Here is a 17,157-nt window from a genome sequence, read left to right on the forward strand (position 1 = left end):
CCCATCGCTCCGGGACAGCGTACCGGAGGTGTTATCAGTGGATAGCGGGTGGGTGTTTGTAGACGGCACGGGTAGACGGCGACCTTTCGGCGACCGTGGTTTTCCACGTGTGGCTTCGTCGACTATCCTACCCCGTCTCTCTCACAACCCCGAGCGGTTGCCACGGGAGACGGGGCCGAGTGTGACAGGACCTCGGAACGGCCCACGGAGGGAGCACAGCGAACGACATTCCTTTATTCTCCATTCGTCAAGCAGCGGTATGCACCCGCCGGGAGCCGATCGCGTGCTCGTTCGTCACGGCGAGATCGGGACCAAAAGCGAGCAGGTCCGCCGATCCATGGAAGACCGACTGGCGCGCAATCTCTCGGCGATCCTCGACGACAGAGGCGTCGACGGCACGGTCGAACGCCAGCGGACGCGCCTGTTCGTCCATACCGACGAGCCAGTGGCCGCGACCGAGGCGGCGACGGACACCTTCGGCGTCGTCTCTGCGAGTCCGGTGACGACCGTCGACCCCGAACTCGACGCGATCTGTGAGCGACTGGCAACGCTCGCCGAAACGCGATTCGAGGGCGGCACGTTCGCCGTCGACGCTCGGCGGGCCGGCCAGCAGTCGGCCCACGACTTCTCCAGTGAGGACATCGAATCCGAGGGTGGCGCGGCGATCTGGGACGCCATCGAGTCGGCGGGCCTGGACCCGGAGGTCGACCTCGACGACCCGGACGTGACATTCTCAGTGGAGTGTCGCGCGGAGACGGCCTACCTGTTCTTCGAGACCGTACAGGGACCGGGCGGCCTGCCTGTCGGGACACAGGAGCCGGTCGTCGTGCTCCTCTCGGGCGGGATCGACTCGCCCGTCGCGGCGTGGAAGCTACTGCGGCGTGGTAGCCCGATCGTCCCTGTCTACGTCGATCTGGGCGACTACGGCGGGCCGGACCACCGGGCGCGGGCGATCTCGACGGCCGAGACCCTCGCCGGCTACGCGCCGAACTTCGACTTCGCGACCCGGGTCGTCCCCGGCGGCGACGTAATCGAGACGCTCGCGACGGAACTGGACGAGACACGGATGCTCTCGGTCCGTCGGTTCATGCTCGCCACGGGAGCGCACATTGCAGCGTCGACCGGTGCCGTCGGACTGGTGACGGGCGAGGCGATCGGCCAGAAGTCCAGCCAGACCAGCGCCAACATCATGGTGACCGACGCGGCGGTCGATCTGCCTGTCTTCCGGCCGAACCTCACCGACGACAAGGCCGAGATAACCCAGCAGGCACGCGAGATCGGGACGTTCGCCGAGTCGACGATCCCGACGGGCTGTAACCGCGTCGCACCGTCGTTCCCCGAGACCAACGCCTCGCTGGCGAGCGTGCGCGAGCAGGAGCCGACCGATCTGTTCGAGCGCGCTCGCGACGCGGCCGACCGGGCCGAAGTCGTTCGAATCGACCGCTGAGGACGCCCACCCGTCAGGAGCGAAACCACTATCCGGCGGGACCCCATCCCCCAGCACAATGGCGCGCGTCTGTCTCGTCGGGAACGAGGACTGTAACCTCAGATACGAACTGCTCTCCCGTGAGACCGCACGCAACGCACTGGCGACCTACGATCTTCAGGAGCCGTTCGAGAACACGGTGGCCCTGGAGACAGTCAGTCTCGGCGCGGCCGTTGCGCTGTTGAACGACCTCAACTGGTATCTCGTGCGCTTTACCGACGCGACGATGGTGCTCGAACCCTCTGTCAGCGAGTCCGAATGGCTCTCTCGCTCGCTGGCAGCGGCGATGCGCGACGACGCCGTCGACGAGGAGGAACGCGACCGGTTTCTGAAAGTGTACGGCGTCGAGCAGCCAGCGGTCGACGAGACAGACGAGACAGCGGACAAGCCACGGCTGGTCGAACCGATGCTCGTCACCCGGACCGGCGACACCATCCCGACGTACGATCTACGCGACGTAGACGAGACCGTCGTGGTCAGAGTCTCGAAAGACGAGTTCGGCGCGTAGCGTCAGAGAACGTGTGATCCTCGGCAAGACAAATATACTCCCGCTCGGTAATTGTTTCCATGTCGTACAATTTCAACGACATGACCGCGATCGTCACTGGTGCAGCGTCGGGTATCGGCAGAGCGGCCGCAGAGCAGTTCGGCGCGTCGGGCGCGAACGTCGTCGTCGCAGATGTCGTCGAAGACGATAGTCGAGAGACAGTCGATCTGGTCGAGTCGGCGGGTGGCAGTGCCACGTTCGTCGAGTGCGACGTGAGTGATCCGGGCGACGTAGAGCGGATGGTCGGCGTCGCCGACGAGGAGTACGGTGGTCTCGACATCGCGCTGAACAACGCAGGGATCGAAGGCGAGACGAAGCCACTCACCGACCAGTCCGAAGCCGTCTGGGACCGTGTCATCGACATCAACCTCAAGGGCGTCTGGCTGTGCCTGAAACACGAGATTCCGACGATGATCGAAGACGGTGGCGGGGCCGTCGTCAACACGTCGTCGGTCGCCGGCCTCGCGGCCGCGGGCAGCGCCCCCTACGTCGCCAGCAAGCACGGCGTGATCGGACTGACGCGCGTGGCCGCGACAGAGTACGCACAGGAGGACGTTCGGGTCAACGCCGTCTGTCCGGGCGTCATCGATACGGCGATGGTCGACCGGGCCGCCGAGGCAGACCCCGAGGGCATCGAGCAGTTCGTCGACATGCAGCCACTCGGGCGGATGGGCACGCCCGAGGAAGTCGCGAACGCGATCTGCTGGCTCTGTTCGGACGAGGCGTCGTTCGTCACCGGAAACGCGTATCCGGTCGATGGTGGCTTCCTGACGGTCTGACGGCTCGACAGGACTACTCGTCGAACATCCCCGTCGACATGTAACGCTCGCCGCTGTCCCAGTAGACCGTGATCACGAGCGGATCGTCGACGCCGTCGTCCAGCAGTTCCGCGGCTTTCTCTCTGGCGGCGAGGTTCGACGCGCCCGAGGACTGGCCCACGAGGATGCCCTCCTCGCGGGCGAGGCGGCGACACTCGTCCTCGGCGTCGGCGAGTGTCACCGTCTTCACGGAATCGAGCAGGTCGACGTCGAGGTTCGGACTGACGAAGCCGGGCCCCATCCCCTGAAAACTGTCTTCGCCCGGCTCCTCTCCGGAGAGGACGGCGTTGTCGGCCGGTTCGACGGCGACGATGTCCATCTCGGGAAATTCCTCTCTGAGCCGTCGGCCGATACCGGTGATCGTCCCGCCGGTCCCGACGCCGGCGACGAGCGCGTCGACGGTGCGGTCACCGACCTGTTCGAGAATCTCCGGGCCAGTCGTCTCGTAGTGGGCGCGGGGGTTGGCCTCGTTCTCGAACTGCCGGAGCTGGACGTAGCCGTGTTCGGCTTCGAGTTCGTCGGCCCGGTCCTTGGCGTCGGAGATGTCGCCGTCGACCAGTTCGATGTCGGCACCGTAGGCTTTCATGATCTGGCGACGTTCGGGCGACTTCGACCCCGGCATGACCAGCGTCACGTCGTAGCCCTTCGCCGCGCCGACCATGGCGAGACCGATACCGGTGTTCCCGCTGGTCGGTTCGACGAGCGCGTCGCCCGGCGTCAGGTCGCCAGCTTCCTCTGCGGCTTCGATCATGAAGTGGGCCGGTCGGTCCTTGGCCGATCCGCCGGGGTTGAACGACTCGACCTTCGCCGCGACCGTCGCGCCGTCCGGGGCGTCGACCGAGACCAGCGGCGAGCCGAGCGTGTCGAGAATGTTCGCGTTCATTACCGACCCCTTGTCGGCCCCCGGTTAAAACGCTCCCCGTCACCAGCATGACGTGCCGTTACCGACGACAGAGAGCGCGAGCGTTAAGCGACTCGACGCGCAAACTGGTGCTATGCCACTGACAACGATGGAGCCGAACCCGGTCTGGTCGGCCGGTGCCTACGAAGAGACCGTCGACACGCTCGCCGAACACGCCGACGAACTCGTCTATCGGGTGTGGGGCGGCGACTGGTGCAAAGACTGTCGCTCACAGCTGCCCGACTTCGGCGCAGCACTCGACGCCGCGGAGGTCCCCGAGGACAACATCGTCCACTACGAGACCGAGAAAGAAGACGACGGCTCGAAAACGGGGCCGGGCGTCGAGGAGTACGGCATCGAGTACATCCCGACCGTCGTCGTCGAGCGCGTGCCGAAAGGCACGGACAGCACGAGCGGCGACGAGCCACGAGCAGAAGACGGTGAGGAGATCGCTCGCTTCGTCGAGGAAGAGAACGTGCCCATCGCCGTCTATCTCGCCGACAGGATCGCTGGCGCGCTGGATTAATCGTCCGTCCGTTTTATCATCAAGAGGAACCCAGTGCCGACGACATGCCCTCCACACTGAGCCGCCGCCATGTCCTCGCAGCCCTCGGTCTCGCGTCCACCGCCGGTCTCGCGTACGGCGGGAGTCGCCTCTGGAACGGTGCGACCGACGCCTCGTTCGTCGGGCTGACACCGGTCGAAGGGACGTGGCCCCTCGATCGGTACGACACCGCGAACACCGCACACAACCCCTTCGCGAACCCACCGCGTGAGCGGCCGGCGCGTCGACGACACCGCCCGCCCGGTGCTGACGACGACCGATACGCTGCAGTCGTCTCGGCCGACTACCTCGCGCTGTACGGTGCCGGTTTGCACCTCTACAGGCCCGGAGCGGACACACCGGTCTGGTCCGACGAGCGAGAGACTCCAGTTGCAGGGTTCGGGCCAGCAGGCGACCTGTACGGGATCAGAACGCGTCGGTCGGCGACCGGCGACGAGTACACCGCGTTCCGTGTCGACACCGACGGTTCACCGTCGGTCACGTTCACCAGCACGTACCCGGAGTCAAACGTCGACGGGTTCGTCGTCGGTCAGTCCGAACTGTACGCGGGCACGGCGACGAGCCGCGATGTAACGGCGTTACAGCCCGGATCGACCCGCTCTTGGCAGGTCGATGGCGTGATGCCAGCCGTCGCAGGTGATCGACTCTACACCGCGGGTGGGACCGACGGTCTCTCGGCCTACGAGGAACGCTCGGGACTCGACAGAGCGATCACGGTCGGACCGACGAGACGCTGGAACACTCCCGCGTTTCGTGGCGAGCCACACCCACCAGCCGTCGCGGACGGCCGAGTGCTCGTCGGGACCTTCGGCATCCCCGAGCAGGAAGGCGTCGTCATGGCCTTCGACGCGGCGACCGGCGATCCGCTCTGGAAACCACTGGATCTCGGGCTGGACGTTGCGACCCCGGCGCTGTCCGGGACGACCGGGTTCGTCGCCGCCGGCACGGACGGTCTCGAACGGGGTGTCGTGGCCGCTATCGATCTTCCGAGCGGTGAGACGATCTGGCGCGACACCGTCGATTGGTACGCGTTCTCGCCCGTCGTCGGGGGCCAGACGCTCGTCGTCGCTGGCGAAGTCAGGGCAGGCCCGTCGGCACCGGCGGGGGTCGTCCGCGCGTACGACACGTCGTCGGGGGAAGAACTGTGGACTATCGAGGGCGACTTCGACCCGGACTCACTCGCACTCGTCGACGACCGCGTCCTCGTCGGCGGCGTCGGGGGCGTCACCGAGTTCCGGTAGTGGCACTCAGGTCTGTTCGCTGGCCCAGTCGAGGGCCGCCTGCAGGTCGCGTTCTGGCGGAGAGCAGGCGAACTGCCGACAGGCATAGACCGTTGGCTCCCCCTCGCGCTGGCCGCGCTCGGCCCAGATCGGCGGCACGTCGTCCAGACCGAGCGTGTCGAGCCACGTATCGAGTTCGGACTCGTCGGCTGGCCGCCACGCCAGCAGACGGTCGGGCAGATACGTCGTCGCCAGCGTCTCGCGCCACTCGTCGGGCACTTCGTCGGCGACGAGCGTGAGTTCCAGATCGCCGCGACGGTACTGGTCGGCCGCGACGACGAGCGAGGCGTGTTTCATCGGGTTGGCCGCGATCTCGTTGCTGTGGGTTTCGAGGACGCCCTTTGCGATGGTCTCGAAGCGGTCGTGGGGGACGAAGGCCGACAGCGAGAGCAGCGCCTGCACCGCGACACCGGTACTGGAGGGAGTCGACTGGTCGGACAGTTCCTGCGGGCGAGCGACGAGCGACTCGCCGCTGGTCGGCGTGAAATACAGCGTCTCGTCGTCGGCGTCCCAGAATTCCCGTTCGATCGCACGCGCGAGGTCCAGCGCGAATGCCAGATGGGCGACCTCGCCCGTCGCCTCGAACAGCGTCAGCGCGCCGCGGGCGAGGAAAGCGTAGTCTTCGAGATAGCCGTCGATGGCGACATCGCCGTCCTTGTAGCGGCGCTTGAGTCGGCCGGCATCGCCGTCCCAGAGCCGATCACGGACGAACGTGAGCGCGTCGGCGGCGGTCTCGGCGTGACTGGCGTCGCCGACGATCCCACCTTCGGCGAACGCCCCGATCATCAGGCCGTTCCAGCCGGCCAGCACCTTCTCGTCGCGTGCCGGCCGAGGACGCTGTTCGCGGGCCGCGAAGGTCTGTTCGCGTGCGTCTTCGAGTCGTGATTCGACTTCGTCCGTCGAGAGATCGTACTCGGCGGCCAGATCGTCGACCGTCGCACTGATCGTCAAGACGGTCTTGCCCTCGAAGTTCCCGCGCTCGGTGATCCCGAAGCGATCACAGAACAGGTCCGCGGCCGTCTCGTCGGCGACGGCGTCGTGGACTTCCGCGGGTGTCCAGACGAAGTAGGCTCCCTCTGCTGGCTCGTGGTCGCCATCACCGTCGCCCGCCGTGTCATCCGCCGAGTTGCGGTGTGCAGGCGGGACGCTCTGGGCGTCGAGCGTGCTGAAGAAGCCGCCGTCGTCGTGGGTTAGCTCTCGCTCGACGAACTCGAAGGTCGCCTCGGCGACGGTCTCGTACCTGTCCGCCCCGGTTAGCTGGTGGCCGGCGAGGAAGGCCCGCGGGAGTTCGGCGTTGTCGTACAGCATCTTCTCGAAGTGAGGAACGACCCATTCCCGATCCGTGCAGTAGCGGTGGAAGCCGCCGCCGACGTGGTCGAACAGGCCGCCGTCGGCCATCGCGTCGAACGTCTCGGTGACGACGGCGTGTACGTCGTCCCGGCCCGAACGATCGTAGCCCCGCATGAGATAGTGCAGACGCGCTGGCTGGGGGAACTTCGGCCCGTTGCCCCAGCCACCGTGTTCGCGGTCGGCAGCGCGAAGCGCGGCGTCGATGGCCGCCGAAAGCGCATCGTCGTCGGGCACCTCGCCGGACTGACTGGGAACGTCGCCGATGTCGCTCACGATGGCGTCGGTCCACTGCTGGGCGCGGTTCTCCATCTCCGCGCGCTGCTCGGGATCGGACCACGAACTCCCGATGTCTTCGAGCAGGGTTCCGAAGGCGGGCATCCCGCGGCGTTCCTCCGGTGGGAAGTACGTCCCAACGTAGAACGGCTTGCCCTCGGGCGTGAGCCACGCAGACAGCGGCCACCCACCGCGCCCGGTCACTTGCTGGCAGATGCTCATGTACACCGAATCCAGATCGGGACGCTCCTCGCGGTCGACCTTGATCGGCACGAACTGTTCGTTGAGGACTTCGGCGATCTCCGGGTCGGCGAAGCTCTCTTCTTCCATGACGTGACACCAGTGACACGCCGAGTAGCCGATCGAGAGGAAGATCGGGACTTCGCGCTCACGTGCGGCGGCGAGTGCGTGTTCGTCCCACGGCTGCCAGTTGACCGGATTGTCCGCGTGCTGGCGGAGGTACGGACTCTCCGCTTCGTCGAGGCGGTTTCTGTCCGTCGGTTCAGTCGTCATACCCGTCCGTCGGGGTGGGAGACGTGAAAGCCTGTCCGTCTCTTCGAACTCCATGGCAGTTCGTCGATGCCAGTTGCCTGCGCGTACATGCCAGCTGGGCCAATATTGTATATTTTATATTATCAATACCTTCGTTTGTAACCGTTCACTGATTCTAAACTGTTAGTTTGATACCGTTCTTAGCCGGTTATGTGCCATCTTCTGCAGGGTAGAATATGTATTACCAAACAGACACATAGAATAGTAGCTGCCATCCATGAGCGATTCAGATGGCCCGACATCAGAACGGACGACTGCTGGCCTGAACCGCCGTCGGCTGTTACAGACTGTCGGCGTCGCTGCTGCTGGCTTCGTCGGTGCGACCGGTATCGCGAGCGCCCATCAGATCAAGTTTTTCGGCTGTGAACGCGCCTGTACCGGAACACAAGGGAGTTTCGCTGTCGTCGCCGTCGACGGTACCTACGAGTGTCGGCCGATGCAACAGGCGAGCGATTCCCCGGACGTTCCCTGGGACTGGTCGGTGTACTGCTACGAAGCGGGCGCGAACGAGGTCGTCGTCGGGCTACTCGAAGAGAACGTCGTCGAGGGAGACAGCCAGAACGACGACGGGGCGTGTACGCTGTGTCTGAACACGAACGACTGTGCGACGACGGCGTACGACGACGGCAGTGGCGTCGTTGCGGCACTGAACGACGACAACAGCTGTGGCGTCTGTACCGGTCACGTCGAAATCAGTGACACGTGTGCGACGTACACTGAACCGGGCGACGACGACGGAAGCGACGACGACGGTGGCAATAACGACGGCGGAAACGATGACGGCGGAAACGACGACGGTGGAAGCGATGACGGCGGAAATGATGACGGCGGAAATGATGACGGCGGAAACGACGACGGAAGCGATGATGGAGGGAGTGACGACGGTGGAAACGATGACGGGAGCAACGACGGCGGAAATGATGACGGGAACGACGACAACGAGGACGGTGACGACGACTCGGAGGAGGATGACTCCGAGAGCGGGGATTCCGAGAACGACGACACCGATGGCGGTGGCTCCGGTGGCGATGATTCCAGCGGGCAGGCCGACGGCAACGACGATTCTGGAGACGACTTCGACATCCATCGGGACTACAGCGACGACCGGGATCTGACGAAAGACTACGGCGATCTGAGTCCGACAGAAATCGCCGAGCGCCGCCGTAACGTCACCTTGGGTGACGACTGTGAGGTTCCCGAAGAAGAACAAACGATGATGGAGCGGTGGTACGCCAGAGACGACACGCCGGACAACCCGAACCCGAGATCATGTGAGTCGGAATCGGCGGACGGCAACCGAACCGCGATGGAACGCTGGTACGCCAGACTCGATACCCCGGACGGACCGGCTGACGTGGTCAGATCGCTGCTCGGGAACGACGCCGACGACGATTCCTGATGCGAGCGACGCGGGCACAGATCGTCGGTGACCGGCACCGCAGCGGAATCGAAAGGCAAGGTTTAGGCCCCTACCAGTCGCGGTCTCGCGTATGTCAGAGACCGTGCTGCTGATCGGCGGCGGGGGTCGCGAGCACGCCATCGCCCGCGCACTGGCCGATTCAGACGCCGAGTTGTACGCCTGTGCCGGCAACCGAAATCCGGGAATCGCTGCCGTCGCCGAGGGCTTCGAGTCGCTAGATACGACGAACCCCACGGCCGTGACGACCTACGCGAACGATGTCGACGCGACGCTTGCGGTCATCGGCCCGGAAGCGCCGCTTGCGGCGGGCGTCGCCGACGCGCTGGACGATGCCGGCATCTACGCCTTCGGCCCGCAAGAGGCAGAGGCCCGCATCGAGACCGACAAGGCGTTCCAGCGCCGCTTCATGAAGGACAAGGACATCCCCGGATGCCCCGACTTCGAGACGTTCGAGGACATGGACGCCGCCTGTGACTTTATCGACGAGTACGACGGCGACCTCGCCGTGAAGCCCGCGGGTCTCACCGGTGGGAAAGGCGTACGCGTCATCGGCGATCAGGTGACCGCCGAGGAGGCCAAGGAGTTCCTGCTGGACTCCGACTACGACCGCGTCGTCCTCGAAGAACGCCTGATCGGCGAGGAGTTCACGCTGCAGGCACTCGTCGCCAACGGACAGTTGCGAGTCACGCCGGCCGTACAGGACCACAAGCGCGCCTACGAGGGCGACGAGGGTCCCAACACCGGCGGCATGGGGAGCTACTCCGACGCCGGTCTCGAACTGCCCTTCATGACCGAGGACGACTACATGGAGGCCGTCGACGTGTTGGGGGCGACCGTCGACGCGCTCGACGGCTACAAGGGCGTCCTCTACGGTCAGTTCATGCTCACCGCCGAGGGCATCAAGGTCGTCGAGTTCAACGCTCGCTTCGGCGACCCGGAGGCGATGAACACGTTGCCGGTGCTCAACACCGACTTCCTCGACGTGTTGACGGCCGCCCGCGAGGACGAACCGCTCCCACAGCTTTCCTTCGCCCCCAAGGCGACCGTCTGCAAGTACGCAGTCCCCGAGGGATACCCAACCGACCCGAAGTCGGGCGCGAAGGTGACGATCGACGAGGAGAGCGTGGCGGAAGCCACGGACCGGTCGAGCGGCGACGAGCCGCGAGACAGCGCGGGCGATGCGATGCTGTACTACGCCAGCGTCGACGAGCGCGAGGACGGCATCTACACGACGACCTCCCGCTCCTTTGCCGTCGTCGGCGTCGCCGACAGTATCGACGAGGCCGAAGAGATCGCAGAGGAGGCACTCTCCGCGGCCGGCGAAGACGGGCTTCGGATGCGCCACGACATCGGCAAGGCCGACCTCGTTCAGCGCCGCATCGACCACATGGCCGAAATCCGCGGCGAGTAGTCGATCACTGCGTTCTCACGACGCGGGTTTCAAGACAGCACCTCACCAACTGACAGCCGTGACTGGCCCACGACGACACGATCGGCTGGATCGGACGGCCACGCCCGGCCCGCACAATTCGTTGCACCACTGGCCCGACGCGAAGCACCCGCTTCGCCTGACGATCAATTTCCTCGTCGTCTGGACGATCCGATACTCGCCGAGTCTGAAGCTCAAACGCTGGCTCCTGCGCCGACTCGGGGCCACCGTCGGCGACGGCGTCTCGCTGGCGTTGACGGCGACGCCGGACGTGTTCTGGCCGGAACTGGTGACCATCGAGGACCACGCCATCGTCGGCTACGACGCGACGCTTCTCTGTCACGAGTTCCTGCGCGACGAATACCGGACCGGCGAGGTCGTCGTCGGCGAGGGTGCGATGATCGGCGCGGGGGCGGTCGTCCTTCCGGGCGTCGAAATCGGCCACGACGCACAGGTCGGAGCCAACGCCGTCGTCACCGAGGACGTGCCCCCGGAGACGACCGTCACCGGCGTCCCGGCGCGGCCAGTCGACGAGGAGTAGTGCTGCGCAGCGACAGCACGCTTTACTCGTCGTGGCGCTTACCTCGTCTCGTGTGTACACTTGTCTTCGCGTGGCAGGTCTTCGACGAGCCACTCGTCGTCGCCGCGAACCGTGACGAGCGACTGGATCGGGACTCGAATCCGCCGGGAGTGAGAGACTGGGGCGCGAACGTCGTCGCGCCGACGGACTCGGAGGCCGGGGGTACCTGGATCGGGTACAACGAACACGGCGTCTTCGTGGCGATCACGAACCGCTGGACCGACGCCGACCTCGCGGGCGAGCGGTCGCGGGGTCTGCTCGTCCGTGACGCGCTGGGTGAGCCGTCCGCCGAAGCTGCCGCCCGACTCGTCGAGCGGGCTGTCGAGACCGACGAGTATCAGGGGTTCAATCTCGTCGTGGCCGACGCCAAGGCTGCGGTCTACCTCGAATGGGACGGCCAGCTTGCAGTCTCGAACCTCGAACCGGGGGTCCACGTCGTCGTCAACGTCGGCGCGGACGGCGTGTATCGGATCCCCTCGTTCAGGCAGGACCCGGCCGAGCGACAGGCCGAGAACGCCGACCGTCTGGCCCGGGACCTCCAGCCCGAACCCGGGGAAGACGCCCCCTCGTGGCTGGATCGGACGGCGACGGCCATCTCCGATCACGAGTATGGCGTCTGTATCCACGGGGACGTCTCCGAACAACGTTCGGACGGCTCGTCGGACTCGTCCGACGGCGGCTTTGGCACTCGCTCGTCGTCACTACTCGTGCTCGGCGACGACCGCCGCTACCGGTACGCCGACGGGCCACCCTGTGAAACTGCGTATCGCCCGGTCGAAGGTCAGGTTTAAGCAACCCACCGCCCCATAACGGAGTACATGAGCATGGCAGCCATCGAGGAGAACCTCTCCGAGGACGAGCGCGCTGGCCTGGAACTCATCCGTGAGTCCGGCGGGATCCACCAGAGCGACTTCTGGAAGGAACTGGACGTGTCGTCGCGTAAGGGGAGTCGGATCGTCGACTCGCTGGCAGAGAAAGAACTGATCAAGCGCGAGGAGACCGTCTACAACGGCCACAACACGTATCTTCTCTCTCCGGCCCCTCGTGATCTTGACTTCTCGCTGTTGATGGCTGGCGATCAGCTATCACCCTTTATCGGTGACGAAGAGGTCGACGCCCGCAGTGACGCCTTCTCACAGTGGGTCATGAGCCTCGCGTACAACGAATAGATCGATCCGGCCGACGCTCGGGAACGGTCGAAACGAGTGGCCGATCAAAACGATTCTCGCGGCCGGGGTTCATAGGGATTCTTGTAGATTATTTCCGGATCGCGCCGGCCCCAGGGTCGGCGCGTACCGGTAAATCGCTACAAGGATTACTATCAGTCTTCGAGGGCGTCGGCGATCCGGTCGAGGGTGCGCCGTACGTCGTGGACTTCGTCGCGAAGCTTTCGCACTTCTCGGGTGAGTTCCTCGTTGTCGCTACTCTCTTCCTCGCGACCGCCGGGACCCATACCGCCGGGACCGCCCGGACCGCCACCCATCATGCCGCCCATCATCTGTGCGAAGGGGTTGCCGCCGCCGCCCATGCCGCCGGGACCGCCGGGGCCACCGCCGCCCATCATCTCTTCCATGCGTTCTTCGCGGCTCATCTCTCCCTCGCCTTCTTCGCGTTCCTCGGCACGCTCCTGTCGAATCTCCTCGACGCGCTCGCGGAAGGACTTCCCCTCGTCACCGTCGTCTGCCGGCGTTTCTTCGGGTTCCGATGCTGTCTCCTCGGGTTCGTCATCTGCCATGAACGGCGCTTAGCGTGCCCGGCGGAAAAGGATTGTCGTCCCAGAAGTCCCAGTGTCGCTGGTGGTGTCATACGGATGGTTGTCGCGATGTACCAGTGAGCGCCTCCCCTGTGGCGACGCTCACCGATACGCAACGACACCGTTCCGTATCAGACGATCTTTCGAACGAGTACCGACAGACCCAGCACGCTCGCCAGCAGGATCACGAGATTGAAGATCATCTGGAACAGCGAGCGGTACCGGTGCGTGACGAACTCGTTGATCGTGTTCGAGGCCGCAAAGTAGAACCGAAACGTCGCGACGAGCGCGACGAGGATGAGGATGGCGAACGCTGTCCACTGGAGCGTGCGGACGACCCGCTGGCCGGCCGAGTCAGTCGCGTCCGTGTCCGCTGGCTGGGCGGTCCGTGCCTCGGCGGTCGGTCGGTCGGCAAACGGTTCGTCGTCGTGCTGACTCTCGTCAGTGGTGTGCGTGTCCTCGTCAGTCATCGTTTCTGTCTCCGTGCAGCGAGTGCTGCGACCGCGAGTATCGCGGTGATCGCGAGTACGACACCGAATCCGGGACCACTACCCGAGACGGTCTCCGTAGGCTCTCGGTCCTCGTCGTACCGTGCCTCGGTCTCCGTCGCTGCGAAGTCGCCCGTGTCGAACTCGACATCTTCACGGGTCTCGTTGACCGAGACGACGCGGGTCGGATCGAGATTCGCCACGCCGATTGTCGTATCGATGACGACACCGTCTTTCAGCAGGACGGCGTCGATGTAGTAGTTGTAGCCGTCGGGAACCGTCATCGAGAGCGTCGGTGAGACTGTCCGACCGGGGCGGATCGTCCCGACCTCACGCTCGGTCTGGGCGGCGATCAGATTCGACTCTGCCTGTCGTGCCCGGAGCCGTAGCGTCACGTCGCCTGCGTCCGTGTCACCGCTGTTTGTCAGTGACGCCGACACCGATAGCTGCGTCTGATTGTTCGCCACCGCGGCCGGATCGACGGCGATAGTCGGGATCGAGGCCGCCGAATCCTCGAACCGTTCGAAGCCGACGGAGGAACGGGCATAGTCCGGCGTCAGCGCCTGGACGTTACTGATCGAGCGCGTTCCACGAGCGGCCCGCTCGCCGTCCTCGGAAACGATCGTCTCGATCCGGTAGCTCCCCTCTCGTTCGACCGAGAGGTTCGTGAGCACCGACACCGATCGATCACCGCTGATGTTGCCGACCGAGCGGAAACGCTGGTCGACCAGTAGGCCCGAGTCGGCGTCGACTGCTCTGACTTCGAGCGTTACGTTCTCTGCACGCCCACCACGATGGGAAAGTCGTGTATCGATCTGGAGGTTCGCCGTGCCACCGGGGACCGAGAGTACCCGGATCGTCGAGTCCTCGGACTGAAGCCTGAGGACGCTCGGACGGATGTTTTCGTCCGATTCAGGCGCTTCGAGGACCCCGGGAACTGCAAACGGGGTGGCGAGCATGGCGATCAGCAGGAGGACCATGCCGCCGGCGAGTGTCGTTTCACGTTGCACACGGCCCACCCCAACAGCATCAGGTAAATGTTTTTTGATGGACCAGTCGACCGTTAATCGAACGCGCCGAGACTGGACTGGAGTGCCCGATCCGTCGGCTCGTCGGTGAGTTCGTACCCGACCAGATCGCGCAGATCGACGGCGTACGTGCTGGCACCGTTTTCGAGGACGAGGACACGGCCCTGAGACCCGACGACGGTGCCGGAGAGCAGCGTCTCGGCGATCGGTCGCTCGGAGAGAGCGAGTTCGTCGTCGAAATCGAACGTCTCGATCGGTTCGAAGCGTTCGAGCAGCGCCCGCCACGCGGCGTCGTCGACCGATCGATGCAGCCCTGCAATCTTCGTCGGAACGCGTACTTTGTCGCCTACGTCGGCAGCGATCTCGGCCTCGATCTGGCGGGCCACGCGGCCGTTGGCGACCGTTCGGAGGTGCGCGGCGCGGTCGGCCCCCTGTTCGCGGAGCCGTCGGTCCAGTCGCCACGACCGGGTCACCCCGACCTTGAACGTCGCCGGCGCGAAGGCAGCGAGATAGATCGCGTGTTCTTCGCTGCAGGTGTCGAGTGGCATCGAGCAGTCACCGCGACAGCGGGCACACGGCCAGCGGGACCTGTGGCTCTCACAGTACGGTGCGCTGGCTGCGTCGCATTCGAGGTGACGGCCGTCGTCGATGGTCCCGGCACAGTGGCGCTCACCGAGCGAGTACGACAGCGACGCTCCGGAAACGAGCGACTCGGTCCGGGGCTGACCGTCGTCCGCCACGACGAGCGCGGCCGGATCGTCGACGCGGGCGCGATAACCGACGACTTGCACGGCCCGAGCTAGGAGACCCCCGGTCAAATAGCTCGCGGGACTGGATTTTAGTATTGTCGCGCGGTAACATTACGCATGGAAATGACGAGTGCTGCGTTCGAGGACGGTGCGGCGATTCCGCGCGAACACGGGTACGCGGCGGCCAACACGAATCCCCCACTGACGATCAGCGAAGTCCCCGACGAAGCCGTCTCACTGGTCCTGATCGTCGACGATCCCGACGCACGAGAACCGGCTGGAAAGGTCTGGGACCACTGGCTGGTCTGGAACATCGATCCCGATATCGGGAAAATCCCGGCGGACTGGTCACCGACCGATGCCGTCGAAGGGCAGAACGACTTCGGCGAAGTCGGCTGGGGCGGTCCCAAACCACCGGATCGGGTCCACACCTATCGATTCATCTGTTACGCGCTCGATACGACGCTGTCGCTCGATTCCAGTGCGCGCAAGGACGACGTGTACGACGCCGCCGAGGGCCACCTCGTTGCGAAGGCCGAACTCGAAGGAACGTACGCACCCTGATCGGAGTCTCGACGGTCCGGTGGGACCGCGAGCGACAAGTCTCGTAGTCAACAGGACGAAAAGCCGTGAAAATATATGGTGTGAGCCACGTGTACACACCATGAACTCAAGCGACCGAACCACTCGACGGACACTACTGGCGGCCAGCGGGACCGCGCTCGCGACGCTGGCTGGCTGTTTCGGCGGCCAGAGTACGGAAGATGACCCGGACGGAGGCGGCTCGACGCCCGACGACGGGACAGCCACCGCCATAGCGAGCGACCAGCCACTCGCGACTCCCGTCGCCGGTGACCCCGACGGGGATGTCACCGTCGCGGTGTACAAGGACTTCGCCTGTCCTCACTGCCGGACGTTCAATCAGGAGGTGTACCCGAAACTGCGCAGTGAGTACATCGACACCGAGGCGATACGGTACGAGCACCGTGACCTCCCGCTGCCCGTCGACGAATCGATCTCCTGGGAAGCACCCAGTGCAGCCCGGGCGATACAGGCGACACTCGGTGACGAGTCCTTCTTCGAGTACGCGAAACAGCTGTTCGAGCGACAATCAGAACTCGGTCCCAACGTCTACGCCGCTCTCGCCGATGAGATGGGGGCCGATGCGGGACAGATCAAGACGGCCGCCGTCGAGCGGTCGTTCGACGAGACTGTCAAAGCCGACCGCCAGCAGGCCATCGATGCCGGCATCCAGCGGACTCCCTCGGTGCTCGTCAACGGCGAATCGGCCCCGGCGAGCTACGACGGGATCAGTAGCGCCATCGAGGACGCGTCGTCCGACAGCACTTAACGGCCGCCCCGCCTCGAATCGGGTATGCAAGGCGAACCCGAAGTTGCTGTCCTTCGCCTCGGCCACCGCCCCGGCCGGGACGAGCGGATGACGACGCACGTCGGACTTACGGCGCGAGCGCTGGGCGCGGACCGGCTGATTCTCGCCAACGATGGTGCCAGTCGCAAGGACACCGTCGAGGACATCACCGACCGTTTCGGCGGTCCCTTCGCGGTCGAAGTTACCGAGCGACCGAACCGAGTGCTGAAAGACTGGGAGGGATCGGTGGCCCATCTCACGATGTACGGCCTGCCGGTGCAAGACGTCGAGGACGAGATTCGACAGGCACACCGAAGCGAGCCGCTCTTGATCGTCGTCGGAGCCGAAAAAGTCAGTTTCGAGGTGTACGAGCGGGCCGACTGGAACGTCGGCGTGACGAATCAGCCCCACTCGGAGGTCGCAGGCCTCGCCGTCTTTCTCGACCACCTGTTCGACGGGCGCGAACTCGACCGCGAGTGGGAGGACGCCGACCGAATCGTGAAGCCACAGGCCGAGGGGAAACGGGTGGTCCCGACCGACGAGACGGATTCCTAACACCGAAACTGCAA

Annotated in this window: 19 protein-coding genes; 13 read left to right on the forward strand and 6 right to left on the reverse strand. The window is 65.1% G+C overall.

Annotated features, from left to right (window positions below):
- Window positions 1–259 precede the first annotated feature (259 nt).
- From AC5FRW_RS07015 to AC5FRW_RS07025, 3 genes are read left to right on the forward strand one after another with little or no spacing between them, the layout of a single operon-like run.
- Entirely contained in the window at window positions 260–1,447 is a 1,188-nt protein-coding gene (locus tag AC5FRW_RS07015) for a tRNA sulfurtransferase (RefSeq protein ID WP_493567721.1), read from the forward strand.
- Window positions 1,448–1,505: 58 nt separating this feature from the next.
- Window positions 1,506–1,994 carry a DUF5804 family protein gene (locus AC5FRW_RS07020; protein WP_493567722.1) on the forward strand — a complete coding sequence of 163 codons (489 nt, stop codon included), beginning with the start codon at window positions 1,506–1,508 and terminating at the stop codon, window positions 1,992–1,994.
- 59 nt (window positions 1,995–2,053) lie between these two features.
- Window positions 2,054–2,812, forward strand: coding sequence for a glucose 1-dehydrogenase (locus AC5FRW_RS07025; RefSeq protein WP_493567723.1), 759 nt, complete (start codon window positions 2,054–2,056; stop codon window positions 2,810–2,812).
- Between the two features lie 13 nt (window positions 2,813–2,825).
- Here AC5FRW_RS07025 and AC5FRW_RS07030 read toward each other — a convergent pair whose 3' ends face one another.
- Window positions 2,826–3,734, reverse strand: a complete 909-nt coding sequence (locus AC5FRW_RS07030; protein WP_493567724.1) for a PLP-dependent cysteine synthase family protein — start codon at window positions 3,732–3,734, stop codon at window positions 2,826–2,828.
- A gap of 112 nt (window positions 3,735–3,846) precedes the next feature.
- Between AC5FRW_RS07030 and AC5FRW_RS07035 the strand changes: the two genes are divergently transcribed.
- Window positions 3,847–4,278, forward strand: a complete 432-nt coding sequence (locus AC5FRW_RS07035) for a thioredoxin domain-containing protein (protein WP_493567725.1) — start codon at window positions 3,847–3,849, stop codon at window positions 4,276–4,278.
- Window positions 4,279–4,322: 44 nt separating this feature from the next.
- Entirely contained in the window at window positions 4,323–5,558 is a 1,236-nt protein-coding gene (locus tag AC5FRW_RS07040; RefSeq protein WP_493567726.1) for an outer membrane protein assembly factor BamB family protein, read from the forward strand.
- A 6-nt stretch (window positions 5,559–5,564) separates the two neighbouring features.
- On the opposite strand, the gene AC5FRW_RS07045 is transcribed toward AC5FRW_RS07040, so the two are convergent.
- Window positions 5,565–7,733 carry a thioredoxin domain-containing protein gene (locus AC5FRW_RS07045; protein WP_493567727.1) on the reverse strand — a complete coding sequence of 723 codons (2,169 nt, stop codon included), beginning with the start codon at window positions 7,731–7,733 and terminating at the stop codon, window positions 5,565–5,567.
- Window positions 7,734–7,989: 256 nt separating this feature from the next.
- On the opposite strand from AC5FRW_RS07045, the gene AC5FRW_RS07050 reads away from it, so the two are divergent.
- The 5 genes from AC5FRW_RS07050 (at window position 7,990) to AC5FRW_RS07070 (ending at window position 12,370) form a co-directional block, all read left to right on the forward strand.
- Entirely contained in the window at window positions 7,990–9,171 is a 1,182-nt protein-coding gene (locus AC5FRW_RS07050) for a hypothetical protein (RefSeq protein ID WP_493567728.1), read from the forward strand.
- Window positions 9,172–9,262: 91 nt separating this feature from the next.
- A complete protein-coding gene (gene purD, locus AC5FRW_RS07055) occupies window positions 9,263–10,603 on the forward strand; it encodes a phosphoribosylamine--glycine ligase (protein ID WP_493567729.1) in 1,341 nt (446 codons plus the stop codon).
- Window positions 10,604–10,661: 58 nt separating this feature from the next.
- Entirely contained in the window at window positions 10,662–11,162 is a 501-nt protein-coding gene (locus AC5FRW_RS07060) for an acyltransferase (RefSeq protein ID WP_493567730.1), read from the forward strand.
- Window positions 11,163–11,212: 50 nt separating this feature from the next.
- Window positions 11,213–11,992, forward strand: a complete 780-nt coding sequence (locus AC5FRW_RS07065; RefSeq protein ID WP_493567731.1) for an NRDE family protein — start codon at window positions 11,213–11,215, stop codon at window positions 11,990–11,992.
- Between the two features lie 27 nt (window positions 11,993–12,019).
- Window positions 12,020–12,370, forward strand: a complete 351-nt coding sequence (locus AC5FRW_RS07070; RefSeq protein WP_493567732.1) for a helix-turn-helix transcriptional regulator — start codon at window positions 12,020–12,022, stop codon at window positions 12,368–12,370.
- 152 nt (window positions 12,371–12,522) lie between these two features.
- Here AC5FRW_RS07070 and AC5FRW_RS07075 read toward each other — a convergent pair whose 3' ends face one another.
- From AC5FRW_RS07075 to AC5FRW_RS07090, 4 genes are all read right to left on the reverse strand, one after another.
- On the reverse strand, window positions 12,523–12,936 hold the full coding sequence (locus tag AC5FRW_RS07075) for a hypothetical protein (protein WP_493567733.1): 414 nt from the start codon (window positions 12,934–12,936) through the stop codon (window positions 12,523–12,525).
- Window positions 12,937–13,085: 149 nt separating this feature from the next.
- Window positions 13,086–13,424 carry a DUF8060 family membrane protein gene (locus AC5FRW_RS07080; protein ID WP_493567734.1) on the reverse strand — a complete coding sequence of 113 codons (339 nt, stop codon included), beginning with the start codon at window positions 13,422–13,424 and terminating at the stop codon, window positions 13,086–13,088.
- Window positions 13,421–14,452 carry a DUF7490 domain-containing protein gene (locus AC5FRW_RS07085; RefSeq protein WP_493567735.1) on the reverse strand — a complete coding sequence of 344 codons (1,032 nt, stop codon included), beginning with the start codon at window positions 14,450–14,452 and terminating at the stop codon, window positions 13,421–13,423. The genes AC5FRW_RS07080 and AC5FRW_RS07085 overlap by 4 nt, the downstream gene beginning before the upstream one ends.
- A 53-nt stretch (window positions 14,453–14,505) precedes the next feature.
- Window positions 14,506–15,261 (reverse strand): DUF2797 domain-containing protein, encoded by a 756-nt coding sequence (locus AC5FRW_RS07090; protein ID WP_493567736.1) that lies wholly within the window; start codon window positions 15,259–15,261, stop codon window positions 14,506–14,508.
- Window positions 15,262–15,336: 75 nt separating this feature from the next.
- Here AC5FRW_RS07090 and AC5FRW_RS07095 point away from each other — a divergent pair, with 75 nt between their 5' ends.
- The 3 genes from AC5FRW_RS07095 to AC5FRW_RS07105 all read left to right on the forward strand — a co-directional run bounded on the left by AC5FRW_RS07095 (window position 15,337) and on the right by AC5FRW_RS07105 (window position 17,143).
- A complete protein-coding gene (locus AC5FRW_RS07095) occupies window positions 15,337–15,783 on the forward strand; it encodes a YbhB/YbcL family Raf kinase inhibitor-like protein (protein ID WP_493567737.1) in 447 nt (148 codons plus the stop codon).
- A gap of 100 nt (window positions 15,784–15,883) precedes the next feature.
- Window positions 15,884–16,570 carry a thioredoxin domain-containing protein gene (locus tag AC5FRW_RS07100; protein WP_493567738.1) on the forward strand — a complete coding sequence of 229 codons (687 nt, stop codon included), beginning with the start codon at window positions 15,884–15,886 and terminating at the stop codon, window positions 16,568–16,570.
- Between the two features lie 24 nt (window positions 16,571–16,594).
- Window positions 16,595–17,143: a tRNA (cytidine(56)-2'-O)-methyltransferase gene (locus tag AC5FRW_RS07105; RefSeq protein ID WP_493567739.1), complete on the forward strand. Its 549-nt coding sequence runs from the start codon at window positions 16,595–16,597 to the stop codon at window positions 17,141–17,143.
- Window positions 17,144–17,157: the final 14 nt, after the last annotated feature.

The sequence above is a fragment of the Halomicrobium sp. HArcht3-1 genome, assembly GCF_058933345.1.